General features: G+C 58.5%; 23 protein-coding genes. 9 read left to right on the top strand and 14 right to left on the bottom strand.

Going from position 1 to position 26,701, the window contains the following annotated elements; genetic code table 11:
- The first annotated feature begins 81 nt into the window (after positions 1 to 81).
- From ubiG to yfaE, 4 genes are all read left to right on the top strand, one after another.
- Entirely contained in the window at positions 82 to 810 is a 729-nt protein-coding gene (gene ubiG / locus ELK40_RS15705; protein ID WP_021241539.1) for a bifunctional 2-polyprenyl-6-hydroxyphenol methylase/3-demethylubiquinol 3-O-methyltransferase UbiG, read from the top strand.
- A 347-nt stretch (positions 811 to 1,157) separates the two neighbouring features.
- Complete coding sequence (nrdA, locus tag ELK40_RS15710) at positions 1,158 to 3,443, top strand: class 1a ribonucleoside-diphosphate reductase subunit alpha (RefSeq protein ID WP_045908710.1); 2,286 nt, start codon at positions 1,158 to 1,160, stop codon at positions 3,441 to 3,443.
- Between the two features lie 49 nt (positions 3,444 to 3,492).
- Positions 3,493 to 4,623, top strand: a complete 1,131-nt coding sequence (nrdB, locus tag ELK40_RS15715; protein ID WP_047074992.1) for a class Ia ribonucleoside-diphosphate reductase subunit beta — start codon at positions 3,493 to 3,495, stop codon at positions 4,621 to 4,623.
- On the top strand, positions 4,623 to 4,877 hold the full coding sequence (gene yfaE, locus ELK40_RS15720; RefSeq protein ID WP_008500234.1) for a class I ribonucleotide reductase maintenance protein YfaE: 255 nt from the start codon (positions 4,623 to 4,625) through the stop codon (positions 4,875 to 4,877). Before nrdB ends, yfaE begins: the two co-directional genes overlap by 1 nt.
- Before the next feature lie 24 nt (positions 4,878 to 4,901).
- Here yfaE and glpQ read toward each other — a convergent pair whose 3' ends face one another.
- Both glpQ and glpT read right to left on the bottom strand, forming a co-directional pair.
- Entirely contained in the window at positions 4,902 to 5,954 is a 1,053-nt protein-coding gene (gene glpQ, locus ELK40_RS15725) for a glycerophosphodiester phosphodiesterase (protein ID WP_127731760.1), read from the bottom strand.
- Positions 5,955 to 5,965: 11 nt separating this feature from the next.
- Positions 5,966 to 7,318, bottom strand: a complete 1,353-nt coding sequence (glpT, locus tag ELK40_RS15730; protein WP_045354273.1) for a glycerol-3-phosphate transporter — start codon at positions 7,316 to 7,318, stop codon at positions 5,966 to 5,968.
- A gap of 251 nt (positions 7,319 to 7,569) precedes the next feature.
- Here glpT and glpA point away from each other — a divergent pair, with 251 nt between their 5' ends.
- Genes glpA through glpC form a run of 3 tightly spaced genes read left to right on the top strand, consistent with a single transcriptional unit; the run spans position 7,570 to position 11,592 of the window.
- On the top strand, positions 7,570 to 9,198 hold the full coding sequence (glpA, locus tag ELK40_RS15735; RefSeq protein WP_127731762.1) for an anaerobic glycerol-3-phosphate dehydrogenase subunit A: 1,629 nt from the start codon (positions 7,570 to 7,572) through the stop codon (positions 9,196 to 9,198).
- Entirely contained in the window at positions 9,188 to 10,405 is a 1,218-nt protein-coding gene (gene glpB, locus ELK40_RS15740; RefSeq protein ID WP_127731764.1) for a glycerol-3-phosphate dehydrogenase subunit GlpB, read from the top strand. Before glpA ends, glpB begins: the two co-directional genes overlap by 11 nt.
- A complete protein-coding gene (gene glpC / locus ELK40_RS15745) occupies positions 10,402 to 11,592 on the top strand; it encodes an anaerobic glycerol-3-phosphate dehydrogenase subunit GlpC (protein ID WP_127731766.1) in 1,191 nt (396 codons plus the stop codon). Before glpB ends, glpC begins: the two co-directional genes overlap by 4 nt.
- A gap of 33 nt (positions 11,593 to 11,625) precedes the next feature.
- On the opposite strand, the gene ELK40_RS15750 is transcribed toward glpC, so the two are convergent.
- From ELK40_RS15750 to ELK40_RS15795, 10 genes are all read right to left on the bottom strand, one after another.
- Positions 11,626 to 12,825: a nicotinamide mononucleotide deamidase-related protein YfaY gene (locus ELK40_RS15750; protein ID WP_127731768.1), complete on the bottom strand. Its 1,200-nt coding sequence runs from the start codon at positions 12,823 to 12,825 to the stop codon at positions 11,626 to 11,628.
- Positions 12,826 to 12,918: 93 nt separating this feature from the next.
- The gene (locus ELK40_RS15755; RefSeq protein WP_115875883.1) at positions 12,919 to 13,458 is read right to left on the bottom strand and encodes a YfaZ family outer membrane protein; all 540 of its coding nucleotides are present in this window, start codon (positions 13,456 to 13,458) and stop codon (positions 12,919 to 12,921) included.
- Positions 13,459 to 13,582: 124 nt separating this feature from the next.
- Positions 13,583 to 14,944 (bottom strand): o-succinylbenzoate--CoA ligase, encoded by a 1,362-nt coding sequence (gene menE / locus ELK40_RS15760; protein WP_127731770.1) that lies wholly within the window; start codon positions 14,942 to 14,944, stop codon positions 13,583 to 13,585.
- Positions 14,941 to 15,906 (bottom strand): o-succinylbenzoate synthase, encoded by a 966-nt coding sequence (menC, locus tag ELK40_RS15765; RefSeq protein WP_127731772.1) that lies wholly within the window; start codon positions 15,904 to 15,906, stop codon positions 14,941 to 14,943. The genes menE and menC overlap by 4 nt, the downstream gene beginning before the upstream one ends.
- A complete protein-coding gene (menB, locus tag ELK40_RS15770) occupies positions 15,906 to 16,763 on the bottom strand; it encodes a 1,4-dihydroxy-2-naphthoyl-CoA synthase (protein WP_045402731.1) in 858 nt (285 codons plus the stop codon). The genes menC and menB overlap by 1 nt, the downstream gene beginning before the upstream one ends.
- Positions 16,760 to 17,536, bottom strand: a complete 777-nt coding sequence (gene menH, locus ELK40_RS15775) for a 2-succinyl-6-hydroxy-2,4-cyclohexadiene-1-carboxylate synthase (protein ID WP_127731774.1) — start codon at positions 17,534 to 17,536, stop codon at positions 16,760 to 16,762. Before menH ends, menB begins: the two co-directional genes overlap by 4 nt.
- Positions 17,533 to 19,203: a 2-succinyl-5-enolpyruvyl-6-hydroxy-3-cyclohexene-1-carboxylic-acid synthase gene (menD, locus tag ELK40_RS15780; RefSeq protein ID WP_127731776.1), complete on the bottom strand. Its 1,671-nt coding sequence runs from the start codon at positions 19,201 to 19,203 to the stop codon at positions 17,533 to 17,535. The genes menH and menD overlap by 4 nt, the downstream gene beginning before the upstream one ends.
- Before the next feature lie 88 nt (positions 19,204 to 19,291).
- Positions 19,292 to 20,587: an isochorismate synthase MenF gene (menF, locus tag ELK40_RS15785; protein ID WP_127731778.1), complete on the bottom strand. Its 1,296-nt coding sequence runs from the start codon at positions 20,585 to 20,587 to the stop codon at positions 19,292 to 19,294.
- Positions 20,588 to 20,673: 86 nt separating this feature from the next.
- Complete coding sequence (gene elaB / locus ELK40_RS15790; RefSeq protein ID WP_008500219.1) at positions 20,674 to 20,979, bottom strand: stress response protein ElaB; 306 nt, start codon at positions 20,977 to 20,979, stop codon at positions 20,674 to 20,676.
- 53 nt (positions 20,980 to 21,032) lie between these two features.
- Positions 21,033 to 21,494 carry a GNAT family N-acetyltransferase gene (locus tag ELK40_RS15795; protein WP_127731780.1) on the bottom strand — a complete coding sequence of 154 codons (462 nt, stop codon included), beginning with the start codon at positions 21,492 to 21,494 and terminating at the stop codon, positions 21,033 to 21,035.
- 71 nt (positions 21,495 to 21,565) lie between these two features.
- On the opposite strand from ELK40_RS15795, the gene rbn reads away from it, so the two are divergent.
- Both rbn and ELK40_RS15805 read left to right on the top strand, forming a co-directional pair.
- On the top strand, positions 21,566 to 22,483 hold the full coding sequence (gene rbn / locus ELK40_RS15800) for a ribonuclease BN (protein ID WP_127731782.1): 918 nt from the start codon (positions 21,566 to 21,568) through the stop codon (positions 22,481 to 22,483).
- 64 nt (positions 22,484 to 22,547) lie between these two features.
- The gene (locus ELK40_RS15805; RefSeq protein ID WP_023312530.1) at positions 22,548 to 23,552 is read left to right on the top strand and encodes a chemotaxis protein; all 1,005 of its coding nucleotides are present in this window, start codon (positions 22,548 to 22,550) and stop codon (positions 23,550 to 23,552) included.
- 91 nt (positions 23,553 to 23,643) lie between these two features.
- Here ELK40_RS15805 and nuoN read toward each other — a convergent pair whose 3' ends face one another.
- Both nuoN and nuoM read right to left on the bottom strand, forming a co-directional pair.
- Positions 23,644 to 25,101, bottom strand: coding sequence for an NADH-quinone oxidoreductase subunit NuoN (gene nuoN / locus ELK40_RS15810; protein ID WP_023312531.1), 1,458 nt, complete (start codon positions 25,099 to 25,101; stop codon positions 23,644 to 23,646).
- 6 nt (positions 25,102 to 25,107) lie between these two features.
- Complete coding sequence (gene nuoM, locus ELK40_RS15815; protein WP_023312532.1) at positions 25,108 to 26,637, bottom strand: NADH-quinone oxidoreductase subunit M; 1,530 nt, start codon at positions 26,635 to 26,637, stop codon at positions 25,108 to 25,110.
- Positions 26,638 to 26,701 lie beyond the last annotated feature (64 nt).

Consider the following 26,701-nt stretch of genomic DNA (forward strand, 5'->3'; position numbering starts at 1 on the left):
TTGAGGTAAACCTATACGCTTTATTCACGGGGATTGCCTGATATACTCCTTTGTCTTGCTAAATAAGGAGTAAAAGCGCCCATGAATGCCGAAAAATCCCCGGTGGCTCACAACGTTGACCACGAAGAGATTGCCAAATTTGAAGCGGTGGCGTCCCGCTGGTGGGATCTCGAAGGTGAGTTCAAACCGCTGCATCGCATTAATCCGCTGCGTCTGGGCTATATCGCGGAGCGTTCCGGCGGCCTGTTCGGTAAGAAAGTGCTCGACGTCGGCTGCGGCGGCGGCATCCTGGCGGAAAGCATGGCGCGCGAAGGGGCGAACGTCACGGGTCTGGATATGGGCTTTGAACCTTTGCAGGTTGCCCGTCTTCATGCGCTGGAGTCTGGCATACAGGTAGACTACGTGCAGGAAACCGTGGAAGAACACGCGGCAAAACACGCCCATCAGTACGATGTGGTGACCTGCATGGAGATGCTGGAGCACGTACCCGATCCGCAGTCGGTGGTACATGCCTGTGCAAAACTGGTGAAGCCGGGCGGTCAGGTCTTCTTCTCAACCATCAACCGTAACGGTAAAGCGTGGCTGATGGCCGTCGTTGGCGCGGAGTATGTACTGCGCATGGTGCCGAAAGGGACGCACGACGTGAAGAAATTCATCAAGCCTGCGGAGCTGTTAAGCTGGGTTGACCAGACGTGGCTCAAAGAGCAGCACATCACCGGCCTGCACTACAATCCGCTAACCAATAAATTCAAACTCGCACCGGGCGTTGATGTTAACTATATGTTGCACACAACCGCCAAAAACGACTAACGTCATTCGTTATTCTTATAAAGATTGCGCGACATCATGTTGCGCAATTCTGACCTCCCGTTGAAGAAATCAGCACTCGATCAAATTTTGAATTTTTTTTCTTAATTATTGACATGTCTTCCAGGCCTTACGGTACGAGGACTTAGCCTTTTTTACCCTTTCACAACCTCAATTTAACGCCAAAATCAACCCTTGTGCTGAAAAGATTCGATACTAGAATACTCACCATATAGCGTTTTTCTTATCGCAAACCCCCTACATGTAGTATTTATCCACAGAGTTAGTCACAAGACGGATCTGTGGATAAACGGGGGATATTTTTTATTTCACGGACAGGTAAAACCCACATGAATCAGAGTCTGCTGGTGACAAAGCGCGACGGTACTACCGAGCGTATCAATCTGGACAAAATCCATCGAGTTCTCGACTGGGCAGCAGAAGGACTGAACAACGTATCTATCTCCCAGGTTGAACTGCGCTCCCACATTCAGTTCTACGACGGCATCAAAACGTCTGATATCCACGAAACGATCATTAAAGCAGCGGCAGACCTCATCTCCCGCGAAGCACCGGATTATCAGTACCTCGCTGCACGTCTGGCGATTTTCCACCTGCGTAAAAAAGCCTACGGTCAGTTTGAGCCGCCGAAGCTTTACGATCACGTGGTGAAAATGGTTGAGCTGGGCAAATACGACACGCATCTGCTGGAAGACTATACGGAAGAAGAGTTCGAGCAGATGAACGGGTTTATCGATCACTGGCGCGACATGAACTTCTCCTACGCGGCGGTGAAGCAGCTCGAAGGCAAATACCTGGTTCAGAACCGTGTAACCGGCGAGATCTACGAAAGCGCCCAGTTCCTCTACATTCTGGTGGCTGCCTGCCTGTTCTCTAACTACCCGCGTGATACCCGTCTGGATTACGTGAAGCGTTTCTACGATGCGGTCTCCACGTTCAAGATTTCTCTGCCGACGCCGATCATGTCTGGCGTGCGTACCCCAACCCGTCAGTTCAGCTCCTGCGTACTGATCGAGTGTGGTGACAGCCTGGATTCCATCAACGCCACCTCCAGCGCCATCGTGAAATACGTCTCCCAGCGTGCCGGTATCGGCATCAACGCCGGTCGCATCCGTGCGCTGGGCAGCCCGATTCGCGGCGGTGAAGCGTTCCACACCGGCTGTATCCCGTTCTATAAACACTTCCAGACGGCAGTAAAATCCTGCTCTCAGGGCGGCGTGCGCGGCGGTGCTGCGACCCTGTTCTACCCGATGTGGCACCTGGAAGTGGAAAGCCTGCTGGTTCTGAAAAACAACCGTGGCGTGGAAGGCAACCGCGTGCGTCACATGGACTACGGCGTGCAGATCAACAAGCTGATGTACACCCGTCTGCTGAAAGGCGAAGACATCACCCTGTTCAGCCCGTCCGACGTCCCGGGCCTGTATGACGCGTTCTTTGCCGATCAGGACGAGTTCGAGCGTCTGTACACTAAATACGAAAAAGACGACAGCATCCGTAAGCAGCGCGTGAAGGCGGTAGACCTGTTCTCCCTGATGATGCAGGAACGTGCCTCTACCGGCCGTATCTACATCCAGAACGTTGACCACTGCAACACCCACAGCCCGTTCGATCCGGTGGTTGCGCCAGTGCGCCAGTCTAACCTGTGCCTGGAGATCGCCCTGCCGACCAAACCGCTGGAAGACGTGAACGACGAAAACGGCGAAATCGCGCTGTGTACGCTGTCCGCGTTCAACCTGGGCGCGATTAAGAGCCTGGACGAGCTGGAAGAGCTGGCCGTGCTGGCGGTTCGTGCGCTCGACGCCCTTCTGGACTACCAGGATTACCCAATCCCGGCCGCTAAACGCGGTGCGATGGGCCGCCGTACCCTGGGTATCGGCGTGATCAACTTCGCCTACTGGCTGGCGAAAAACGGCAAGCGTTACTCTGACGGCAGCGCCAACAACCTGACGCACCAGACGTTCGAAGCGATTCAGTACTACCTGATGAAAGCGTCCAACGAGCTGGCGAAAGAGCAAGGCGCGTGCCCGTGGTTCAACGAAACCACCTACGCGAAAGGCATTCTGCCAATCGACACCTACAAGAAAGACCTGGATGCGATTGTCAGCGAGCCGCTGCACCTCGACTGGGAAGGCCTGCGCGAGTCCATCAAGACTCACGGCCTGCGTAACTCCACGCTCTCTGCCCTGATGCCGTCTGAGACCTCTTCGCAGATCTCCAATGCCACCAACGGTATTGAGCCGCCGCGCGGCCACGTCAGCATTAAAGCGTCGAAAGACGGCGTGCTGCGTCAGGTGGTACCGGATTACGAGACGCTGGGTGACAACTACGAGCTGCTGTGGGAAATGCCAAACAACGACGGCTACCTGCAGCTGGTGGGTATCATGCAGAAGTTTATCGACCAGTCGATCTCTGCCAATACAAACTATGACCCGACGCGCTTCCCGTCAGGCAAGGTCCCGATGCAGCAGCTGCTGAAAGACCTGCTCACCGCCTACAAATTTGGCGTGAAAACCCTGTACTATCACAACACCCGTGATGGTGCGGAAGACGCGCAGGACGACCTGGTACCGTCAATTCAGGACGATGGCTGCGAAAGCGGCGCATGTAAGATCTAATGAAGGGCGGGGATATCCCCGCCTTTATTTCGTAAGACAGGACACACTCATGGCATATACCACCTTTTCACAGACGAAAAACGACCAGCTCAAAGAGCCGATGTTCTTCGGCCAGCCGGTCAACGTGGCACGCTACGATCAGCAAAAATATGACATCTTCGAAAAGCTGATTGAAAAGCAACTCTCCTTCTTCTGGCGTCCGGAAGAAGTGGATGTATCCCGCGACCGTATTGACTACCAGTCGCTGCCGGATCACGAAAAACATATCTTCATCAGCAACCTGAAGTACCAGACGCTGCTGGATTCCATTCAGGGACGTAGCCCTAACGTGGCGCTGCTGCCGCTGATCTCGATTCCTGAGCTGGAGACCTGGGTGGAAACCTGGGCATTCTCCGAGACCATTCACTCCCGCTCTTACACGCACATTATCCGCAACATCGTGAACGATCCGGCGGTTGTGTTTGACGATATCGTCACCAACGAGCAGATCCAGAAGCGCGCGGAAGGCATTGCTCACTACTACGACGAGCTGATCGAGATGACCAGCTACTGGCACCTGCTGGGCGAAGGCACCCACCACGTGAACGGTAAAACCATCACCGTGAACCTGCGAGCGCTGAAAAAGCAGCTGTACCTGTGCCTGATGAGCGTCAACGCTCTGGAAGCGATCCGCTTCTATGTCAGCTTCGCCTGCTCCTTCGCCTTTGCCGAGCGCAAGCTAATGGAAGGCAACGCCAAAATCATCCGTCTGATTGCCCGTGATGAAGCCCTGCACCTGACCGGCACCCAGCACATGCTGAACCTGCTGCGCAGCGGTACGGACGATCCGGAGATGGCGGAAATCGCTGAAGAGTGCAAGCAGGAGTGCTACGACCTGTTCGTGCTGGCCGCTCAGCAGGAGAAAGAGTGGGCAGACTACCTGTTCCGCGACGGCTCCATGATTGGCCTGAACAAAGACATCCTGTGCCAGTACGTTGAGTACATCACCAACATCCGCATGCAGGCTGTTGGTCTCGACCTGCCGTTCCAGACGCGCTCTAACCCGATTCCATGGATCAACACCTGGCTGGTGTCCGATAACGTGCAGGTTGCGCCGCAGGAAGTGGAAGTCAGCTCTTATCTGGTCGGTCAGATTGATTCTGAAGTCAACACCGACGACCTGAGCAACTTCCAGCTCTGATGTCACGCGTCACGTTAAGTCTTTCCGGCACTGAGGTACTGTGTCGGGAGGAGCACCCTTCTCTGCTGGTGGCGCTTGAGGCACATCAGGTAGAAGTAGAGTACCAGTGTCGTTCCGGCTACTGCGGCTCCTGCCGCTGCCGTCTGGTCGCCGGCCAGGTGGACTGGCTGACCGAGCCGCTGGCCTTTATCAACGAAGGGGAAATTTTGCCCTGCTGCTGCCGGGCAAAAGGCGATATAGAGATCGAGATGTAAAAAAGGGCCTTACGGCCCTTTTTTCTATTTTAAGAACGTCACCGCTTTATCCGGGAAATCCGTAAACAGTCCGTCCACGCCCGCCTGCTTATACAACACTTCATAAAGCTGATTCACGTCCGTGGCATATGGCGGCAGCTGGTCTGCACGCACGGTATACGGGTGCACCTGCATCCTGCTGGCGTGCGCCTCTTTCACCATCGCAGTCAGCTTCACGTGACCAGGCGTTGAACCTTCCGCCACCAGCATGTGGTAATCCGGCCCGATGCCGTCGGCGTACTGCGCAATCTGCTTCATCGCGCCCGGCTTAAACATCCAGTCGTAATTGTAGTTCACCCACGTTCCGTCCGGCTGCTTCTCCTGGGTTTCATTCCAGTCGGTATAGGCAATCAGCTGAACCAGATTGAGATCCATCCCCATCTTCGGCTCCAGCTCGGTTTTGATGCGTTTCAGCTCGGCGGCATCAAAACACTGCAGGTAGACCTTGTCCTTCTTGCCGGTGTAGCCGTACTGCTTCAGCACCTCGAGCGTCTTCGCGGCAATATCTTTTCCTTCCTGATGGTGGAACCACGGCGCTTTGATTTCCGGGTAGATGCCGATGTTTTTACCGGTTGAGTGGTTCAGCCCCTGAACAAACTCAATCTCTTCCTGGAAGGTATGGATCCGGAAGTCAGATTTGCCCATCGGGAAACGTCCCGGATAGACCTGCACCTTCTTGCCGTTTTCAATCTCAAAGCCCTCGGTAAACTTCAGGGAACGGATCTCCGCCAGCGTGAAGTCGATGGCATAGAAGCGGCCATCTTTACGGGCGCGGTCCGGGAAGCGCTCCGCCACGTCCGTCACGCGGTCAAGATAGTGATCATGCAGGACGACCAGCTGGTCGTCCTTCGTCATCACCAGATCCTGCTCCAGGTAATCCGCACCCTGCGCATAGGCCATCGCCTTCGCCGGGAGCGTATGCTCCGGCAGATAGCCGCTGGCGCCGCGGTGGGCAATAACAATTTTATCCGCCGCCAGCGCGGACCCGGTCATCAGGCCCGCCAGCAGCAGGCCGGTTGCAAGTTGGGTAAATTTCATCGCTAAGCTCCTTATTGACGACGCGCCAGCACTTCCGCGTGGTGACGTTTCTCACCGATCATCACAACAATCAGCAGCAGTACCGCCAGCACGCTACCGCCGATCATCACCATAAAGCCGCCGTCCCAGCCGAAGAAGTCAACGGTGTAGCCCACGATGGCGCTCGCCGCGACCGAACCGCCCAGGTAGCCGAACAGGCCGGTAAAGCCCGCCGCCGTGCCCGCCGCTTTTTTCGGCGCCAGCTCCAGGGCATGCAGACCGATCAGCATCACCGGACCGTAAATCAGGAAGCCGATGACGATCATGCAGGCCATATCTACTGATGGGTTGCCCGGCGGGTTGAGCCAGTACACCACGGTAGCAATGGTCACCAGCGTCATAAAGAAGACGCCCGTCGCGCCCCGGTTACCTTTAAACACCTTGTCCGACATCCAGCCGCAAAGCAGCGTGCCCGGGATCCCAGCATATTCATACAGGAAATAGGCCCAGGAGGATTTATCCAGCGCGAAGTGCTTCACCTCTTTCAGGTAGGTTGGCGACCAGTCGAGGATGCCGTAGCGCAGCAGGTAAACGAACACGTTCGCGACCGCGATGTACCACAGCAGCTTGTTCGGCAGCACGTACTTCATGAAGATCTGTTTCGCGGTCAGCTCTTCTTCGTGCTCCTTGCTGTAATCATCCGGATAGTCGTTTTTGTACTCTTCAATCGGCGGCAGGCCGCAGGACTGCGGCGTGTCGCGCATCAGGGCGAAGGCAATAATCGCCACCAGAATGGCGCCAAAGGCAGGCATATAAAGCGCCGCATGCCAGTCGTTGAACCAGGCCATCCCCAGCAGGAACAGCAGAGGCGGAATACCGCCGCCCACGTTATGCGCGCAGTTCCACACCGACACGATGCCGCCGCGCTCTTTCTGGGACCACCAGTGCACCATGGTACGCCCGCACGGCGGCCACCCCATCCCCTGGAACCAGCCGCAGAGGAACAGCAGCACGAACATGATGGCAATGCTGGAGGTTGCCCACGGCACAAAGCCCATGAACAGCATGACCGCGGCCGCCAGGATCAGACCGGCGGGCAGGAACACGCGCGGATTCGAGCGATCCGACACGGAACCCATGATGAATTTGGAAAAACCGTAGGCGATGGAGATCCCCGACAGCGCGAACCCCAGATCGCCACGGGAAAAGCCCTGCTCCACCAGATACGGCATGGCGAGCGCGAAGTTTTTACGTACAAGGTAGTACGCCGCGTACCCGAAGAAGATCCCCAGGAAGATTTGCCAACGCAGACGGCGATAGAGCGGATCTATTTCTGCCTCTGGCAGACGCGCCCTGTGCGGCGCAGGTTTAAAGATACTGAGCATAACAGCCTCCGTGGCCTTGAAATGAATGAGCAGGTGGCTCGCACCTGAATTCCAGAGGCGGGGATGTTAAGAAATCACGGTGATTGTTACTGTGAATCAACGCACAGATTGTTACAGAAATATGACAGAATGCGCAAAAAAGCGCATGAAATCACGTTTCACTTTCGAATTCCGCGCGTTTATGTTCGAAATCAAACAAACCACAAAATTAATATGGCTAAATGATAAAAAACGAACATAGAGGGTAAACAATGACCAGTCACGATCCTCGTTATAGTGATGTGATAATCATTGGTGGTGGCGCGACCGGCGCCGGGATCGCGCGCGATTGCGCCCTTCGCGGCTTAAGCGTCACGCTTCTGGAACGCCATGATATCGCCACGGGCGCAACCGGGCGTAACCACGGCCTGCTGCACAGCGGCGCCCGGTATGCGGTCACCGACGCTGAATCCGCGCGCGAATGTATTGCTGAAAACCAGATCCTTAAGCGTATCGCCCGTCACTGCATTGAGCCGACTGACGGCCTGTTTATCACTCTTCCCGAAGATGACCTCACCTTTCAGGACACCTTTATTACCGCCTGCTGTGCAGCGGGCATTAAGGCTGAGGCCATGGATCCGGCTCTGGCGCGGCGGCTGGAACCGTCGGTTAACCCGGCGCTTATCGGCGCGGTTAAAGTGCCTGACGGCACCGTTGACCCCTTCCGCCTGACTGCCGCCAACATGCTGGAAGCCCGCGAACATGGCGCTCACATTCTGACCGGACACGAAGTGACCGGGCTTATCCGCGAGGGAAACCGCATCTGCGGCGTACGGATCGTTGATACGCAATATAACGAACACAGCGAGCTGTATGCCGCCGTGGTGGTTAACGCGGCGGGGATATGGGGGCAGCGCATCGCGGAATACGCGGACCTGTCGGTGCGCATGTTCCCGGCGAAAGGCTCGCTGCTGATCCTCGACCACCGCATCAATAACCACGTCATTAACCGCTGCCGCAAACCGTCAGATGCCGATATTCTGGTACCAGGCGACACCATCTCATTAATCGGTACGACCTCAACCCACGTGGACTATAGCGAGATTGACTACAACCGCGTGACCGCTAAAGAGGTCGACATCCTGCTGCGCGAAGGGGAAAAACTGGCCCCGGTGATGGCGCAGACGCGTATTCTGCGCGCCTACGCAGGCGTGCGTCCGCTGGTCGCCAGCGATAACGATCCGAACGGGCGTAACGTCAGCCGGGGCATTGTGCTGCTCGATCACGCCGGGCGTGACGGCCTGGACGGGTTTATCACCATCACCGGCGGCAAGCTGATGACCTACCGCCTGATGGCCGAGTGGGCGACCGATGCCGTCTGCCGCAAGCTGGGCAATACCGAACGGTGCGTGACGGCAGAACAACCCCTGCCCGGCTCGCGTCAGTCCACCGAAAAAACGCTGCAAAAAATCATCTCCCTGCCCGCGCCGCTGCGCGGATCCGCTATTTACCGCCACGGCGACAGAACGCCGCAGTGGCTCGGTGAAGGGCGCCTGAGCCGCAGCCTGGTGTGCGAGTGCGAAGCCGTCACCGCCGGTGAGGTGCAGTACGCGGTGGAAAATCTGACGGTTAACAGCCTGCTCGATCTTCGCCGCCGCACCCGCGTCGGAATGGGTACCTGTCAGGGCGAGCTGTGCGCCTGTCGTGCCGCCGGACTGCTGCAGCGCTTTCATACCACCACCGCTACCCAGTCGCTCGATCAGCTCAGCGCGTTTTTAAACGAGCGCTGGAAAGGCATCCAGCCTGTCGCCTGGGGCGATGCCCTGCGCGAAAGCGAATTTACCCGCTGGGTCTACCAGGGGCTTTGCGGTCTTGAGAAGGAGCAACGCGATGAAATTTGATACCGTAATCGTCGGCGGCGGGCTGGCAGGCCTGCTCTGCGGCATCAGGCTCACCAGGCAGGGGCTGCGCTGCGCCATTATCACACGGGGCCAGAGCGCCCTGCACTTCTCGTCGGGCTCGCTGGATCTGGTGGACGAAACGTACCGCGATAAGCTGCCGCCGGAGCACCCCTATCACCTGATTGGCGCGCACAACGTTGACCGCTTTGCGCTGGAAACCGAAGCGCTGCTGGCGGACTGCGGCGCGCGTCTGAAGGGGAGCGCCCGGCTCAATCACCAGCGCGTCACGCCGCTCGGTACCTTACGCTCTGCCTGGCTCAGCCCGGAGGAGGTGCCCGTTGCGCCCGTCAATGCCGCGCGCGTCCGGGTCGTGGGTATTAGCGGTTTTCTGGATTTTCAGCCCCATCTCGCGGCGGCGTCGCTTTGCCGCCAGGGGATCAATGCCGAAACGGCAGAGATAGAACTACCTGAGCTTGATGTCCTGCGCGATAACCCGAGCGAGTTTCGCGCGGTGAATATCGCCCGATTTCTGGATAACGAGGACAAATGGCCGCTGCTGTATGACGCGCTCAGGCCCCTCAGCGACAGCTGTGACGCCCTGCTGATGCCCGCCTGCTTTGGCTTACGCGACAACCGGCTCTGGCGCTGGCTATCGGATCGTCTGCCCTGCTCGCTCGGCCTGCTGCCAACGCTGCCTCCGTCCGTACCCGGCATTCGTCTGCATACCCAGCTCCAGCGCCAGTTTGTCGCGCAGGGCGGCGTGTGGATGGCGGGTGATGAGGTGAAAAAAATCACCCTGACCGACGGCGCGGTGAGCGAAATCTGGACGCGCAACCACGACGATATTCCGCTTCGTGCGCGCTATACGGTGCTGGCAAGCGGCAGCTTCTTCAGCAACGGGCTGCTGAGCAGCCGGGAGGGTATCCGGGAAGCTATTATGGGACTGGATGTTCGCCAGCATGCCTCCCGCGCGGACTGGTATCAAAGTGATTTCTTCTCGCCGCAGCCCTGGCAGCAGTTCGGCGTGATTGTCGATAACCGGTTACACCCGCAGCTTGCCGGTAGACCTGTCAGTAATCTCTTTGCCATCGGCTCGCTGCTGGGCGGGTACGATCCTATTGCTCAGGGGTGCGGTGGCGGCGTCTGCGCCGTCACGGCGCTGTATGTGGCAGAGCAGATTAGCCAGCGCACGGAGGCTGAACAATGAACGATACCCGTTTTGAAAGCTGCATCAAATGCACGGTGTGTACCACCGTCTGCCCGGTCAGCGGCGTGAACCCACGCTATCCCGGACCAAAGCAGGCCGGACCGGACGGCGAGCGTCTGCGCCTGAAGGACGGCAAGCTGTATGATGAAGCGCTGAAATACTGCATCAACTGCAAACGCTGCGAAGTCGCCTGCCCGTCGGATGTGAAAATCGGCGATATTATCCAGCGCGCCCGGGCGCGCTACAGCACGCAAAAGCCGTCGCTTCGTGACGCAATCCTGAGCCATACCGATCTGATGGGCAGCGTCTCTACGCCGTTTGCCCCGCTGGTGAATGCCGCGACCTCTCTCAAACCGGTGCGCCAGCTGCTGGATGCCACGCTGAAGATAGACCATCACCGCAGCCTGCCGAAATATTCTCACGGAACCTTCCGCCGCTGGTATAAATCCGTCGCGGCGAAACAGGCTCAGTACGCCGAGCAGGTGGCCTTTTTCCACGGCTGCTACGTGAACTACAACCACCCGCAGCTGGGTAAAGATCTGCTGAAGGTGCTGAACGCCATGGGAACGGGCGTTCAGCTACTGAATAAAGAGAAGTGCTGCGGCGTACCGCTGATCGCCAACGGGTTTACCGATAAAGCGCGCAGGCAGGCTCAGAGCAATGTCACCTCCCTGCGCGAAGCGATTGTCGATAAAGGTATTCCGGTGCTGGCGACCTCTTCCACCTGTACCTTTACCCTGCGCGATGAGTACCCGCATCTGCTGGACGTAGACAACACCGGACTACGCGAGCACATCGAGCTGGCGACGCGCTTCCTGTGGCGCAAGCTGGACAGCGGACAGACGTTGCCGCTAGGGAAATTACCCCTGAAAGTGGTGTACCACACGCCGTGTCATATGGAGAAAATGGGCTGGTCGCTCTATACGCTGGAGCTGCTGCGGTTAATTCCGGGGCTGGAGCTGACGGTGCTGGATTCACGCTGCTGCGGGATTGCGGGAACCTACGGCTTTAAGCGTGAAAACTATGACACGTCGCAGGCGATCGGCGCCCCGCTGTTCCGTCAGATTGAGGAGAGCGGCGCGGATATCGTGGTGACCGACTGCGAAACCTGCAAGTGGCAGATTGAGATGTCCACCAGCAAGCGCTGCGAGCATCCGATTACGCTGCTGGCAAAGGCGCTCGGCTGAACATGGCCGGGGCGAAAGGCCCCGGCACAGGCGTTACTCCACGAACAGCGATTCAACCACGTTAATCCAGCCGTGCTCGCTGGCCACCTCTTTGCCATTCAGCCAGCGGCGCAGCATGTTCAGCGCCATCATGGCGCATACCTCCTGACGCACCGCCAGGCTGTGGCGGGTAATGCTCATTTTCACCCGCAGGGCGTGGGTGCCCTCGGGCGTCGCCAGCGCGAAGTTGAGGTGTTCTTCATCCAGCCCGCCGACGAACAGCGCCAGACCGGCAAAATGCTTCACCCTTCTCTCGGACGCCCAGCGGGCGGTCTGCGCCAGAGTCTCCTGCTGGAACGGCACCACTTCGCTGGCCAGCAGCGGCGCGTTGACGCGCGACAGCTGAAGTGCCAGCAGGCCACCGGTGAACTGCTCGCTTAAGGTCACGCTGAGCTGACGCGCCTGCAGCTGCTTCGCAATCAGCGCGGGCAACCCTTCCGTACCTTCAAAGATCAGGCTTTCGCCAGCCACGCGCTGCACCTCGGGCCACAACGCCAGTATCGCCTCTTTCTGCTCGGCCGGACCTGTCAGCTTAAGTTCAATGATCGGCATGGAGGAGCGATAGCCCATAGACACGCCCGGCGGCAGCAGAAGGTGATCGAGGCTTTGGGCCAGATCGCTTTCCGAGCGGCCAAAGGTGGTCAGACGCAGACACAGCGGCGGTTCCGGCAGGGTAAAACGATCGCGAAGGCGCGGCAGGATCTGCTGCTCGACCATCACTTTAAATTCTGAGGGCACGCCCGGCGTGAAGAACATCAGGCAGCGGTTCAGCTGCATGGCAAATCCGCACGCGGTACCCACCGGGTTATCAACCAGCTCGGCGCTGGCGGGAATTTCAGCCTGTTTGCGATTGCTGGGGGCCATGATGCGGCCACGTTCGGAGAAAAAGCGCTCCATCTGCGAAAGCCACGCCTCATGCAGCACAAGCCCTTCGCCTTTTGCGGTCGCGGCGGCCAGCGCGCTGAGATCGTCACTGGTAGGGCCGAGCCCACCGTTCACAATCAGCACGTCACAGTGCTCACTGCGTTCACGCAGAATAGCGACCAGTGACTCAAGATTGTCGCCCACCGTATTGCGGCGCGTTAACGGTAATCCTTGCTCAAAGAAAAGATCGGCAAGCCAGGCTGCATTGGTATCAATAATTTGTCCATGCAGCACTTCGTCGCCGGTGGATAACATCTCCACGTTAATCATTATGTTCTCCCGCTTATTTGGTCAAAACACTATAACGCAAACGCGGGGCGGATAAGAGAGAAACTGGCGCGACAGAATGCCGCGCCGGAGTGATTAAAAGCCTGCGCTGACGCCCACGTACGGGCCGTCGGCCAGCGCGTTGTCGCGGTTGCCGTCTTTACCGGCCAGGTTCAGATAACGATAGCCCGCTTCGATGGTAATCGGACGCATGATGGTCCAGCGCGCGCCGGCGTTAGCCTCTTCATAGCTTTCGATACCGCTTGAGAGGGAGTCCGGCGAATAGTAGTACTCACCAAACAGGCCGAAGCTGTCGCCAATTTTCCACTGCAGGCCGCCGCCCACTGCCGCCGCGTACCCTTCGTCACCGTCATTTGGATTGGTATAGATACCTTTACCGCCGACGGTGGCCAGGAACGGGCCAAGAGGAACGTTGAGACCCAGGCCGAGGCTGGCCGCATCGCCGTCATCATCGTTATGCGTCCAGCCGCCGGTCATCGCCAGACCGGATGTCTCGGTACCCATGCCAAAGCCCAGGTGGGTATAATCCTGACCCGCCGAGCCGTTAATGCTGATGGCGTTAGCCGCCGCAGATACAACCATCAGGCCGAAGCCCAGTAATGCCGCTTTTTTCATTGTCGTGATCCCGCACAATTATTATAAAGAAGTCCCAAAACCGCGAGATTTTAACCGGAGTCTCCCGGGGATCAAGCACTCTGCGTGCGGCAGGTCATCAGATTGTAACTATTTGAAACGGCTATTATCCCTTCAGCGATGCGTTCACCCACTGCTGCAACGCGCGGCGCGAGACTTTAATACCGCCATTTTTGAGTTCGGTCGGCAACAGCAGCCAGCGGACGGGTTGCTCAAAACGCGCCACCTTATCCCTCACCCAGTCAGGTAAACAGGTGATATCCGTTCCCGGCTCACACTCCACCACCGCCACCGGACGCTGCCCAAACTCGGCGTCGTCCAGCGGAACAATAAACACCTGGTTAACCTGCGGGTGCGTGGCGATAACGCGCTCCAGCGATTCCGGCTGGATCCCTTCTCCGCCGCTAAAAAAGAGGTTGTCCATGCGGCCCAGGATCGTCAGACGGCCGTTATGCCATTCGCCGCTATCGCGTGTGGCGAACCATCCCTGCGCGTTGGTCAGCGGAATCAGTTCGCCATCCCGCCAGTAGCCTGAGGCCATGCTTTGCGCCCTGATCCAGACTTCCCCGTTAACCACCTGAACCTCTCTGCCCGGCAGCGCATAGCCCACGTCCGGCTCGCCGTCCGCCTCTTTCGCGCAGACGGTAGAGGCAAACTCGGTCAGGCCGTAGCCGCAGAAGGTGCGTATATCCTGTTCTCGCGCCTGTTCGGTCAATTCAACAGGGATGGCCGCCCCGCCCAGCAGCACCGCTTTCAGTGCAATATGCTGGTGTGCATTAAGCAGACGCCAGAGCTGGGTTGGCACCAGCGAGGCGTGGGTACAGCCTTGCAACGCCTCCGCCAGCGGCTGTTTCTCGCGCACGGTTAACCGCGCGCCGGCCTGCAGCCAGCGCCATAAAATCCCCTGGCCGGAAACGTGAAACAGCGGCAGCGAAAGCAGCCAGTCGTCGTCTTCACCGTAGGGCATCAGCGACAAAACGCCGCGCGCGCTGGCAAGATGGGCCTCGCAGGTATGGACCGCCGCTTTCGGCAGCCCGGTGGAGCCGGAGGTCAGCGTCATGGACGCCAGCCGCGCCGGTTGCCACGCAGTGCAATACGCATCGGCGGTCTCGCGCATGCTCAGGGCAGGAAGACCGTCATAGCTGCCATCCAGTACCAGCGCAAAGCGCAGCGTCATCTGCGGGAGCAGCACGTCCAGCAGCGGGCGCGGCAGCTGCGGATTCACGGGAAGAATACGCGCCCCGCACTGGAGCAGCGCCAGCCACGCCAGCAGGGTGTGCGGATGATTATGGGCCAGCAACAGCACGCCGTCGCCCTCCTCCACGCCCTGACGGTGAAAGCCCGCCGCAAGGCGGTCAATGCGCGCGCGCAGCTGTTGCCAGGTAAGCGTCTCGTCGTTAAGACTCAGGGCCGGCTTATCGGCAAACTGCGCGCACCAGTGCCGCCACGGCCAGTCGGTAAAACTCATTGCAGCGGCTCCAGCGCCGTAAGGTCGAGGCAGGGCAGCGCGCTGTCCGGCCACGGGCGGAGAAGCTGGGCCTGCATCAGGTTCAGCGTGTCGAGACCAGGGACCGTATCAGGCGTTAACCAGGCGGCAATGCGCGCCAGCTGGGTTAGCCCAAGGCTGGACTCAATCGACGAGCTGATGACCGCCGTCAGCCCTAAGGCGTGCGCCGCCGCGACCTGCTCGCGCACTTTCGCCAGGCTGCCGGTCAGCGTCGGTTTAATCACCACCGCGCTGACGCCGGGTTCGGCGACAAATTCAAAATCGGCCTCGCGCAGGCTTTCATCCCAGGCGATGGCAATCCCCGTTTCGCGGGCAAACGCACGCGAATCATCGCGCGTCTTGCACGGTTCTTCGAGGAAGGCAATGCGGCTGCGGTACGCCGGATTGACGTACTTCGCAAACTGCTGCGCCTTAAGCGGCGTCCAGGCGCGGTTGGCGTCCAGACGCAGATGAAGATCGGGGATCGCTTCCAGCAGCAGGTTGGCGACCATGCCGTCGCGCACCGCCTCATAGAGCCCAACTTTGATTTTCGCGACCTTCTCGCCCGGCATAGCGGAGAGCAGCGCGAAGAGTTCGTCCGGATCGCCCGTGCAGAGCGGTGCCGCGCGGTAATTTCCCGCTTCCGGCAGGCTACCGTCCAGCTCCGCGAGCGCGCAGCTGATACCAAAAGCCGCGGAAGGCACATCCGGCAATGCCGGATTCGTGCCCTCACGCCACGCGTCTGCCCACGCCAGCAATGCTGACTGCGCGTCTTCCAGCGACTCCATGCTAAAGCCCGGCAGCGGTGAAATCTCGCCCCAGCCTTCCCGCTCGTCCTGCTGCAGATGCACGAAGAAGCCGTCACGGGTTTTTAACCGCCGTTCACGCAGCACCACGCCCACGTCCATCGGTATCTGCCAGCGGTAAACCTGCGCGCGACGCATTACGGGTTCCGTTTGTATTTGCTGAAGTCCGGCTGGCGTTTTTCGTTAAACGCGTTGCGCCCTTCCTGACCCTCTTCGGTCATGTAGAACAGCATGGTGGCGTTGCCCGCCAGCTCCTGCAGACCAGCCTGACCGTCACAGTCGGCGTTAAGTGCCGCTTTCAGGCAGCGCAGCGCCATCGGGCTGTTTTGCAGCATTTCACGGCACCAGCGCACGGTCTCTTTTTCGAGATCGGCAAGCGGCACCACGGTGTTCACCAGGCCCATATCCAGCGCTTCCTGCGCGTTGTACTGACGGCACAGGAACCAGATTTCGCGGGCCTTTTTCTGCCCGACGATGCGCGCCATGTAGGAGGCACCCCAGCCGCCGTCGAAGGATCCCACTTTCGGGCCGGTCTGGCCGAAGATGGCGTTCTCGGCGGCAATAGTCAGGTCACACATCATGTGCAGCACGTGGCCGCCGCCGATGGAGTAGCCCGCCACCATCGCCACCACCGGTTTTGGACAGGTGCGGATCTGACGCTGGAAATCGAGGACGTTCAGGTGATGCGTACCCGCGTCGTCCTGGTATCCGCCGTAGTCGCCGCGCACTTTCTGATCGCCGCCGGAGCAGAACGCTTTATCGCCTTCGCCGGTCAGGACAATCACGCCGATGTTATCGTCGTAGCGCGCATCCGCCAGGGCCTGAATCATCTCTTTCACGGTCAGCGGACGGAAGGCATTACGCACCTGCGGACGGTTAATGGTGATTTTAGCAATGCCGTCGGTGGATTTATGGTAACGAATGTCGGTGTAGCCTTCGGAGCAGTCTTGCCATTCAACCGGTGCATAGAGCATGTTTTCATCAGGGTAGATCATAGAGTGTCCTTTATGCGAAGACGCAGTATCTGAGCCAGACTTGCGGTAACCGCATCGGGATTTTCCCGGTGGGCGTTGTGTCCGGCGTTGGGAATTGCATGGCGAACGGCGTTCAGCTCAGCGGCCAGGGCCGCAAACTTCTCATCACGTTCGCCATAGAGATAATCAAAAGAGAAATCGCGCGCGCTCAGGGCAGCACGCAGGTCGGGCTGCACGGCCAGCGACGTTGCCTCGAGCATCAGCGCCAGCGTCGCGCCGCTGTTCTGGCTGCGCAGGGTAATCAGCGCGTCGCGCTGGGCGTCCGTAAGGGAGGCGAAAACGGGCTGTTGGTACCAGTCAGCGAACACTTTCTCCAGCGGTTCGGTACGAAAACGCGTTGCCCAGCGGCGGTCGGATGCCAGCCGCGCATTTCGCGCATCGTCATCCTGCAGGCCCGGATGCCCTCCCTCCACCACCACGCCCTGCAGCCCCTTCGGCTGCTGGCAGGCATGGAACATCGCAATGCGGCCGCCGAGGGAGTACCCGACAAGCCAGAATTTAAGTATGTTGTAACTAAGCAGGGTTCGGGTGAGCAACGCGCTCATCTCGTCAAACCCCTTCACACCCAGATTCCGGGATCCACCGTGCCCCGGCAGATCCAGATATAGCCTGGGATAATCGCTAAGTCCTGCACCGACCCTCTGCCACTCGCGACAGTCACCCGAAAAACCGTGCAAAAAGACCAGCCAGGGATAGCCTGGTTTTCCGGCCTGCAGCACGCCCGAAAGGATCACAGCTGGCTCACCTGCGCCAGCAGGCTTTGCAGGGCCTGCGCACCGTCAGCATCGTTCACCACAAGCTCAATCAGCGTCGCGCCCGGCTGTTTCCATGCGCTGTTTAACGCCGCGTCCAGCTGTTCCCAGCTTTCCGGGCGATGGTATTTCAGGCTAAACATCGCCGCGGCGTGTTCGAACTGCACGTTCTGCGGCATCAGATAGAAACGCTCGCGCTCGCTCTGCGGCGTAGGCAGCAGGGAGAAAATCTGCCCACCGTTGTTGTTGACCACAATCAGCACAAACGGGGCTGACGCCTGACGCAGCAGCGCCAGCGCGTTGAGATCGTAGAGCGCGGAGAGATCGCCCACGATCGCCAGCGTCGATTTCGCGCTGGCGCGCTGCACGCCCGCCGCCGTGGAGATCAGCCCGTCGATGCCGCTGGCGCCACGGTTGCTGTACACCGGGTAGCCCGCGGGCAGCTTCGAAAAAGCGTCAATCAGGCGCACCACCAGGCTGTTGCCGACAAACAGCTGCCCCTGCTCGGGCAGGTACTGGCGAATACGGTGCGCCAGCCCGGCTTCGCTAAACGCTTCACAGTGCGCTTTGGTTAGTTCCCACGCCTGGCGCGAAAGGTCCGGAATGGCCACCGCCCAGGGCTTGCGTTTTTCAGCGGGATGGAGCGCCAGCCAGGCGTCGATAGAGCTGACGAGACGACGACCGCGGTGGTGCGCCGGGTCAAGCCGCCCTTCCAGCGCGTCCACCAGCCAGTACTCGTCCGGTGTGCAGGTCGCCTGCCACTGCAGTAACCGTTTGCCGGTCAAGCTCGATCCAAGCTGGACCACAATCTGCGCCTGCGCCAGTTCGGTGACCGCTTTGGCATTACCCAACCAGAGATCGGTGCACGGCAGCGGCTGACCGGTCTGGGAAAGCACGTCGCCTATCAGCGGCCAGCCCAGGGTTTGCGCCCATTCGGCAACCAGCTTGCCTTCAGAGGCGCTCATGCGCCCGGCGATAACCACGCCGCGCTTCTGCCGCCAGAAGAACCAGTCGCGCTGTTTCGCGCTCTCAAGGTGCGTCTGCTCGCGCAGCCACGGTTTTTCACTCTCCCACCAGTCGCCGAGGGTCTGCTGCCAGTCAAGCCCCGTGTCGTCCAGCTCACCGTACAGCGGCTCGGCAAACGGGCAGTTGATATGCAACGGTCCGCTACGCAACGTCTCCATGGCGTGATCGACGGTGGAGACCAGCCAGCTTGCCGGAATATCCTGGGTGGGACGGGGCAGCGAAATCGTCTGCGAAGGATGCGAAGAAAAGAGTCCCGGCTGGCGAATGGCCTGATTGGCGCCGCAGTCGATAAGCTCAGGAGGACGATCGGCCGTCAGCAGAATCAGTTTTTCACCGGTTAACCCGGCTTCAATCAGCGCCGGATAGAGGTTCGCCACGGCGGTACCGGAAGTGACAATCACCGCCACGGGTTCTTTGCTGACCTTCGCCAGACCCAGCGCAAGATGCCCGAGGCCACGCTCATCAAAGTGGGTGTGGTGAATTAACGCCCGGTTTTCGGCGGCCGCCAGCGTCAGCGGCGTTGAGCGAGAACCCGGTGCAATACACACGTGCCTGACGCCATGGCGCGTCAGGGCTTCAAGGATCACCGCCGCCCAGCGTCGGTTAAAAGAACTTACTGACATGAGATTGTCCGGTATCAAGAATGCGACACAGTATAAATAATAGAAAAAATTGGAATTTTGATATGAATCGGGATTGCGCGAATCTGTATTAATCCCTTAGGAGCAGAGAGCGCAATCCGGCGGCTTTGTTTTCAATCTCCTGCCACTCCTGCTCCGGGTCAGACCCGCTGACGATACCGGCGCCGGCGTAGAGCCGCAGGGAGTCCTCCTGAACGCGCGCGGAGCGCAGCGCCACGCAGAACTCACTCTGCTCGGGGGATAAATACCCGGCCGAACCGGCGTACCACTCGCGGTTAAAGGGTTCAACCTTCTGAATAAACTCGCGCGCAGGCTGTCGGGGTAATCCGGCAACGGCCGCAGTCGGCTGCAACATGAGCAGACACTGCTCGTCATCAGCCTGTTTAAGCTCGGTCCAGATACAGCGGCGCAAATGCTGCACTTTACGCAGGCGTACCACCTGGGGGGGCAGTACCTCGAGCGTCTGCGTAGAGTGCTGAAGACGCTGACAGATATCCTCCACAACCAGCATATTTTCACGCTGGTTTTTATCATCGTTCAGCAGCCACTCGCCGAGACGCTGCGCCTGGCTATCATCGCTATGGCTGGCGACGGTGCCCGCCAGCGCTTCCGTGCGCAGCAGCGTGCCTCGCCGCCGCCAGAGACGCTCGGGCGTAGAGCCGAGAAACGCGTTGCGGGCGTCGAATACCATGCAGAAATGATAGCAATGTAAATTGAGGGCCCGGCTGGCTGCCATCAGCGCGACGGGGTTTACGCGCTGTGTAAAACGAATATCGGTTGCCCGGGCGAGAACCACTTTTTCAAATTCACCGCACGCAATGGTCTCTGTCGCCCTGCGGATAAGCGTCAGCCATTCGGCCTGCTGCGGCAGATGGGTTTCGTGCTCTACCTGAACGGACAGCGGGCGGATAGGCCTTGCAGGACGGAGCTGCTGTAAAAAATCCAGCGCGGCGCGGGCATCTTCCTGAAGAGAATAATTGCTCCACAACTGCAGGCGCAGCGTAGCGTTGCCGGCGGTACGTCGCCAGAGCAGCCGCGGTAAAAAGAGGCTCCCCTGCTCCGGATTAAAAGCGTTCAGGCCGCAGATACGGGTATCTTGTGCCGCATTTTGCTCGCGCAAAAACTGCGTGGCTAACGCCAGAGAGGAAAATTGGGTAACCGCCCCCAGCGCAGCCAGCTCTTCATCGCCGTTACGCTGTTGCCAGTAAAACTGCGGATAGCACTGCTGAGCTCCAAGCCAGGCGAGAGGGTCGAAGGCGTCGTTTAACGGGAAAGAGACGTCGAAATGACGTAAGCCGGGTGTTGCGGGTAACGCTTGCGAAAGCTGGGTACGCAATTGCTCCAGCGCGAGGAAAATCGAATTCACGCGAACCTCTCCCTGTTAAAACCTCGTATTATACGGGGTACTGACGATAAATAGCAGTACCCACGTATAGGGAGTGGTTAAGCGGTTTAGCGACGGGCCAGCAGCAGCCCCAGCACCAGCCCTACGGCAGCCCCCACGCCAATACCCTGCCACGGTTTTTCATGCACGTAATCATCGGCACGATACACTGCTTTTTTGGCCCGGTAGTAGTAGGTATCAGACGCATGGCTGACGCGGTTTTTCACTTCATGCAGCGCCTGCTCGGCGCGGGCTTTTAGCTCAATATATTTCTGATCGGCAGGGTCGCCCGAGGAACGTAACACCTCTTCCAGCGTTTCGCTCAGTAAAGCCAGGTCGTCGTCGATACGGGTATCCCAGGATTGAAATGACATATTTTTCTCCATGTTAGTACACCAGTCCGCTAACTATAGCCAACGACTCGCTATTACGCCTGCTTCGCTTCTCGCGCCATGCCGACGTGGGGAATGCCATCTTCATCGTACACATCGGTGACCGGCACGAAACCAAAGTGGCCGTAGAAGGACTGCAGGTGTGCCTGCGCGCCCAGGTATAACGCCTTGTCAGGCCACTGTTTCCGGCACGCCTCCAGCGTTTTTTCCATCAGCTGATAGCCCAGCTTTTCGCCGCGCGCCTTACCGCTGATGATGACGCGGCCAATGACGACAGGCTCAAAATCGTCTTCGCTTTTCAGAATCCTCGCATACGCCGCCAGCTCGTTATTCCGCCAGCCGAGTATATGGCGGTTCTCGCCAACGAGATCGTCGCCGTCGATGTCCTGATACGGGCAGGTCTGTTCAACCACAAAAACTTCGCAGCGCAGTTTCAGCAGGGCGTAAAGTGAATGAACGGTGAGGTCACTATGGTGTAAATCTTGCCACTGGGTCATGTCAGTCTCCTTCCTGGGGTTCATCACGTTATACTAAACCCCTCCCCGTTCGGCAAAGGGCTGATTGCGTTATGGAACTGATTTTTCTGGGTACGTCCGCTGGCGTGCCAACCCGCTCACGGAACGTGACGGCGATCCTTCTGGATCTTAAACATCCCACCCGCGGCGGGCTGTGGCTATTTGACTGTGGTGAAGGGACGCAGCATCAGCTGTTACACACCGCTTATCACCCCGGCAAGCTGGATAAAATTTTTATCACCCATCTGCATGGTGACCATCTGTTTGGCCTTCCCGGCCTGCTGTGCAGCCGCTCGATGGCCGGTAACGCCAACTCGCTGACGATTTACGGGCCTGCGGGTATTCGTGAATTTGTTGAAACCACGCTGCGCCTTAGCGGGTCATGGACGGATTATCCGCTGGAGGTCGTTGAAATTAGCGAAGGCCTGGTTTTCGATGACGGCGAATATAAGGTGAGCGCTCAGCCGCTCAATCACCCTGTCGAGTGCTATGGATACCGCATTGAAGCGCATGACAAACCCGGCGCGCTGGACGCCGCCGCGCTGATGGCCGATGGCGTCAAACCCGGGCCGCTGTTCCAGCGCCTGAAGCACGGTGAGACCGTCACGCTGGAGGACGGGCGCGTCATCAACGGCCAGGATTATCTCGCCGCACCGCAGCCCGGCAAAAAGCTGGCGATATTTGGCGACACGGCCCCGTGCCCGGCAGCGCTTCAGCTTGCCCAGGGCGTGGATGTGATGGTGCATGAAGCAACGCTTGAAACAGCGATGGAAGAAAAAGCCAACGGCCGGGGCCATAGCTCTACGCGTCAGGCGGCGCAGCTTGCCCGTGATGCGGGCGTCGGGAGGCTCATCATCACCCATGTCAGCTCGCGCTACGACGCGCGAGGGTGTGCAAATCTGCTTGCAGAGTGCCGCGCGCTGTTCCCGGAATGTGAGCTGGCCGAAGATTTCGCTCAGGTCAGCGTTTAGTCCTTCATTTTTCCCTCAGGATGCCGATAACGATTAAAAGGTCAGCATTTCTCTCGAGGGTAGAATGGATAATTTCCAGAAAGATATTGATGACAGGGCGAATCTGACCCTGTCGAACCGTTTTGAACTGTTGCTGTTCCGTCTTGGCACCTCTCTTAACGAAAATAAATCTGAGCTGTTTGGCATTAACGTCTTTAAGCTGCGTGAAATTGTGCCGATGCCGGAGTTCACGAAACCCGCCGGGATGAAATCACCGCTGATGGGAATGGTGAATATTCGCGATCAGGTGATCCCGGTGATCGACCTGGCCGCCGTGGCGGGCTGTAAGCCCACCACCGGGCTGAATATCCTGCTGATCACCGAATACGCGCGCAGCGTGCAGGCGTTTGCCGTGGAGTCGGTTGAGAACATCATGCGTCTGGACTGGAAGCAGGTGCACGCGGCGGAAACCGCCGTCAGCGGTCGCTACATCACCAGCATCGCCTGCCTGGATGAGAAAACGGATACCAACGATCTGGCGATGGTGCTGGACGTTGAGCAGATCCTGTACGACATCACTCCGGCCAATCACGATCTGCACGCCACGAATCTGAAGACCACCAAATTCCATATTAAGCCGGGCGCTGTCGCCATCGTTGCGGAAGATTCCAAGGTGGCGCGCTCGATGCTGGAGAAAGGTCTGCAGGCGATGGAGATCCCCGCGCAGCTGCATATCACCGGCAAAGATGCGTGGGAGAAAATTGGCGTACTGGCCGCTCAGGCGCAGGCTGAAGGAGTTCCCATCACCGACAAGATCGCGCTTGTGCTGACCGATCTTGAAATGCCGGAGATGGACGGCTTTACGCTGACGCGCAAAATCAAAACCGACCCGGTATTAAAGGACATTCCGGTGGTGATCCACTCTTCCCTTTCCGGTAACGCCAACGAAGACCATATTCGTAAGGTGAAAGCGGACGGGTATGTGGCGAAGTTTGAGCTAAACGAGCTGTCGTCGGTGATTGAGGAAGTGCTGGACCGCTCGATGAAGAAGATTGACGGGCCGCTTATAAGCAGGAAGCAGCTGGCTTAAGTCTGGTGCGGGCTGGTGCCCTCACCCCATCCCTCTCCCACAGGGAGAGGGCGAAAACCATAAAAAAACCCGCCGAGGCGGGTTTTTTGTTTTACATCAGCGGCATCGCTCGCTGCACGATATCAATCAGCGGCTGCGGATAGATACCGAAGATCAGCACCAGCAGTGCGGAGATGAGTACCACGATACCACCGGCGCTGTACTGCCAGTTGGTTGGGGCATCACGGTTGAGCTGCTGAGGCGCACTCAGGTACAGGCTTACTGCCACGCGCAGGTAGTAGTAGAGACCAATCGCGGACCCGATCACCACGCCCGCGGTCAGCCACCACAGGTGCGCCTGCACACCGACGGCCAGCACGTAGAATTTACCGATAAAGCCAAGCGTCATCGGGATACCTGCCAGAGAGAGCATCATCACGGTCATCACCGCAGACAGGATCGGACGGTGCCAGAACAGCCCACGGTAGGAGAACAGTGAATCGGCATCCGGACCACGGTACGGGCTGGACATCAGGCTCACCACGCCGAAGGCGCCGAGACTGCTGAACAGGTAACCGGCCAGATACACGCCCACGGTTTCCATCGACATCTCGCCGCTCTGCAGCGCAATCAGCGCCACCATCAGGTAGCCCAGATGAGAAATAGACGAGTAGCCCAGCAGACGCTTGATGTTGGTCTGGCTCAGCGCCATCAGGTTACCGAAGATGATGGAGACGAACGCGATAATGCCCAGCACCACGCGAACCGCTTCGCTGTCACCTACCGGCGCGTACAGGAACAGACGCATGACCACACCGAAGATAGCGATTTTGCTCGCCGTCGCCAGGAAGGTCGACACCGGAGCCGGAGCGCCCTGGTATACGTCTGGCGTCCACAGGTGGAACGGCACCAGAGAGAGTTTGAAGCCAAGGCCAACAATCATCATGCCCAGACCCGCCAGCAGCAGCGGCTCATGCAGCATGCCGTCGCCGAGGCTCTTGCCGAGCGCCATGAAGGAGAGATTACCGGACTGTGCGTACAGCAGCGCAATACCAAACAGCAGGAACGAGGATGCAGCTGCAGACAGAATAGTGTACTTGATGCTTGCTTCCAGGGAGCGCTTCTGACGGAAGGCGTAGCCAATCAGGCCGAACAGCGGCAGAGATATCAGCTCAATGCCGAGGAACAGCGCGGCCAGGTGGTTCGCATTCGCCAGCAGAATGCCGCCCAGCGCGGCAATCAGAACCAGCAGGTAAAACTCTTCTTTATTGTCGTTGTAGCCTTCGAGCCACGGGTACGCAAAGGTACAGGTTGCCAGGCTTGCCAGCAGCACCAGTCCGGTATACAGCATGGCGTAACCGTCAACGCGCATCAGCGGGGTGACGTCCATCGCCCCACCCTGACCAACAAACCAGAGAGAGACTAACGCGGCGTTCAGGCCGATGACCGACAGCGTGGCATTCAGGAAGTGATTGCGTCGCCACGCAATGGAGAGCATCACAACCACCACCGTCAATCCGACGATCAGCAGCGGTAGCAGCGCGATCAGTTGTTGTGGAGTTATTGTCATGGCGAATTACGGCCTTGTAGTAGAAGCAGAATTAACAAACCACTGCTGGATGTTACCCATCGCGCTGTGCGAGGTATCCAGAATTGGCTGCGGGAAGAAGCCCAGCAGCACCAGCAGTACGACCAGCAGCAGGATGATGAACAGCTCACGCAGCGACATCCCCGGCAGTTCTTGTGCAGCAATTTCGCTCTTCGCTTTACCGAAGTAAGCGCGGTGCAGCATCGCCAGCGAGTATACGGAAGCGAACACCAGACCAAACGTGGAGATCACGGTAATCACCGGTACCACTTTGAAGCTGCCGAACAGAATCATAAATTCGCCGACGAAGTTACCGGTACCCGGCATTCCCAGGGTAGCCACCGCGAAGAACATGGACAGCGCTGGCAGCCACTTAATTTTGCTCCACAGACCGCCCATCATACGCATGTCGCGGGTATGCAGACGTTCGTACAGCTGGCCGCACAGGATGAAGAGGCCGGCTGCAGACAGACCGTGCGCAATCATCTGGATCACCGCGCCCTGGTACGCCAGCTGGCTGCCGGTGTAGATAGCAATCAGCACGAAGCCCATGTGGGAAACGGAGGTGTAGGCAATCAGACGCTTGATGTCGTACTGCGTGAAGGCCATCCAGGCACCGTAGAAGATACCGATCACACCAAGCCACATGGCAATCGGTGCGAACTCTGCGGAGGCGTTCGGGAACAGCGGCAGAGCGAAACGCAGCAGGCCGTAGGCCGCCGTTTTCAGCAAGATGCCCGCCAGGTCAACTGAACCCGCCGTTGGCGCCTGAGAGTGCGCGTCTGGCAGCCAGCCGTGCAGCGGAACGACCGGCATTTTCACCGCGAACGCGATGAAGAAGCCCAGCATTAGCAGATATTCCACGCCGTGCGACATCGGGGTCTTCAGCAGGTCTTCGTAGTTGAAGGTCCAGGTGCCGGTCGCGTTGTGGTGAACAAACACCAGCGCCAGAATGGCAATCAACATCACCAGACCACTCGCCTGGGTATAGATGAAGAACTTGGTTGCCGCCGTGATACGCGTTTTACCGTCGGACGCCTTGTGGCCCCACAGCGCGATCAGGAAGTACATCGGCACCAGCATCATCTCCCAGAAGAAGAAGAACAGGAACATGTCGATGGCAAGGAACACGCCGATTACGCCGCCCAGGATCCACATCAGGTTCAGGTGGAAGAAGCCCTGGTATTTTTCGATTTCTCGCCAGGAGCAAAGTACCGCCAGAACGCCGAGCAGACCGGTCAGCACCACCATCAGCAGCGATAGGCCGTCAATCGCCAGGTGGATCGTAATGCCGAAACGTGGGATCCACGGCAGGATGAACTCAGACTGCCACTGCGGAATGCCCGCAGACTGGGTCAGTGAGTAACCGCCCTGCAACCACAGTTGCAGGCCAAGCGCGAGCGTCAATCCCATGGTGATCAGCGCGATCCAGCGCGGCATCTTCACGCCAAAGCGTTCAGTCTGCCAGCACAGGAAGCCGCCGATGAAGGGAATTAATATTAGCCAGGGTAGTAACATGGCGATTTACATTCCTTTTTAAGGCCCCCAGCAGGGGCCTGATTTTCAACGAATTCGAATAAAA

Source organism: Enterobacter sp. N18-03635, from assembly GCF_004006055.1.
Classification (GTDB): Bacteria; Pseudomonadota; Gammaproteobacteria; order Enterobacterales; family Enterobacteriaceae; genus Enterobacter; species Enterobacter vonholyi.

Bases quoted from the DNA above. Each gene is read 5' to 3' on its own strand.
- ubiG (WP_021241539.1), top strand. From the start codon at position 82: ATGAATGCCGAAAAATCCCCGGTGGCTCACAACGTTGACCACGAAGAG.
- nrdA (WP_045908710.1), top strand. From the start codon at position 1,158: ATGAATCAGAGTCTGCTGGTGACAAAGCGCGACGGTACTACCGAGCGT.
- nrdB (WP_047074992.1), top strand. From the start codon at position 3,493: ATGGCATATACCACCTTTTCACAGACGAAAAACGACCAGCTCAAAGAG.
- yfaE (WP_008500234.1), top strand. From the start codon at position 4,623: ATGTCACGCGTCACGTTAAGTCTTTCCGGCACTGAGGTACTGTGTCGG.
- glpQ (WP_127731760.1), bottom strand. From the start codon at position 5,954: ATGAAATTTACCCAACTTGCAACCGGCCTGCTGCTGGCGGGCCTGATG.
- glpT (WP_045354273.1), bottom strand. From the start codon at position 7,318: ATGCTCAGTATCTTTAAACCTGCGCCGCACAGGGCGCGTCTGCCAGAG.
- glpA (WP_127731762.1), top strand. From the start codon at position 7,570: ATGACCAGTCACGATCCTCGTTATAGTGATGTGATAATCATTGGTGGT.
- glpB (WP_127731764.1), top strand. From the start codon at position 9,188: ATGAAATTTGATACCGTAATCGTCGGCGGCGGGCTGGCAGGCCTGCTC.
- glpC (WP_127731766.1), top strand. From the start codon at position 10,402: ATGAACGATACCCGTTTTGAAAGCTGCATCAAATGCACGGTGTGTACC.
- ELK40_RS15750 (WP_127731768.1), bottom strand. From the start codon at position 12,825: ATGATTAACGTGGAGATGTTATCCACCGGCGACGAAGTGCTGCATGGA.
- ELK40_RS15755 (WP_115875883.1), bottom strand. From the start codon at position 13,458: ATGAAAAAAGCGGCATTACTGGGCTTCGGCCTGATGGTTGTATCTGCG.
- menE (WP_127731770.1), bottom strand. From the start codon at position 14,944: ATGAGTTTTACCGACTGGCCGTGGCGGCACTGGTGCGCGCAGTTTGCC.
- menC (WP_127731772.1), bottom strand. From the start codon at position 15,906: ATGCGTCGCGCGCAGGTTTACCGCTGGCAGATACCGATGGACGTGGGC.
- menB (WP_045402731.1), bottom strand. From the start codon at position 16,763: ATGATCTACCCTGATGAAAACATGCTCTATGCACCGGTTGAATGGCAA.
- menD (WP_127731776.1), bottom strand. From the start codon at position 19,203: ATGTCAGTAAGTTCTTTTAACCGACGCTGGGCGGCGGTGATCCTTGAA.
- elaB (WP_008500219.1), bottom strand. From the start codon at position 20,979: ATGTCATTTCAATCCTGGGATACCCGTATCGACGACGACCTGGCTTTA.
- ELK40_RS15795 (WP_127731780.1), bottom strand. From the start codon at position 21,494: ATGACCCAGTGGCAAGATTTACACCATAGTGACCTCACCGTTCATTCA.
- rbn (WP_127731782.1), top strand. From the start codon at position 21,566: ATGGAACTGATTTTTCTGGGTACGTCCGCTGGCGTGCCAACCCGCTCA.
- ELK40_RS15805 (WP_023312530.1), top strand. From the start codon at position 22,548: ATGGATAATTTCCAGAAAGATATTGATGACAGGGCGAATCTGACCCTG.
- nuoN (WP_023312531.1), bottom strand. From the start codon at position 25,101: ATGACAATAACTCCACAACAACTGATCGCGCTGCTACCGCTGCTGATC.
- nuoM (WP_023312532.1), bottom strand. From the start codon at position 26,637: ATGTTACTACCCTGGCTAATATTAATTCCCTTCATCGGCGGCTTCCTG.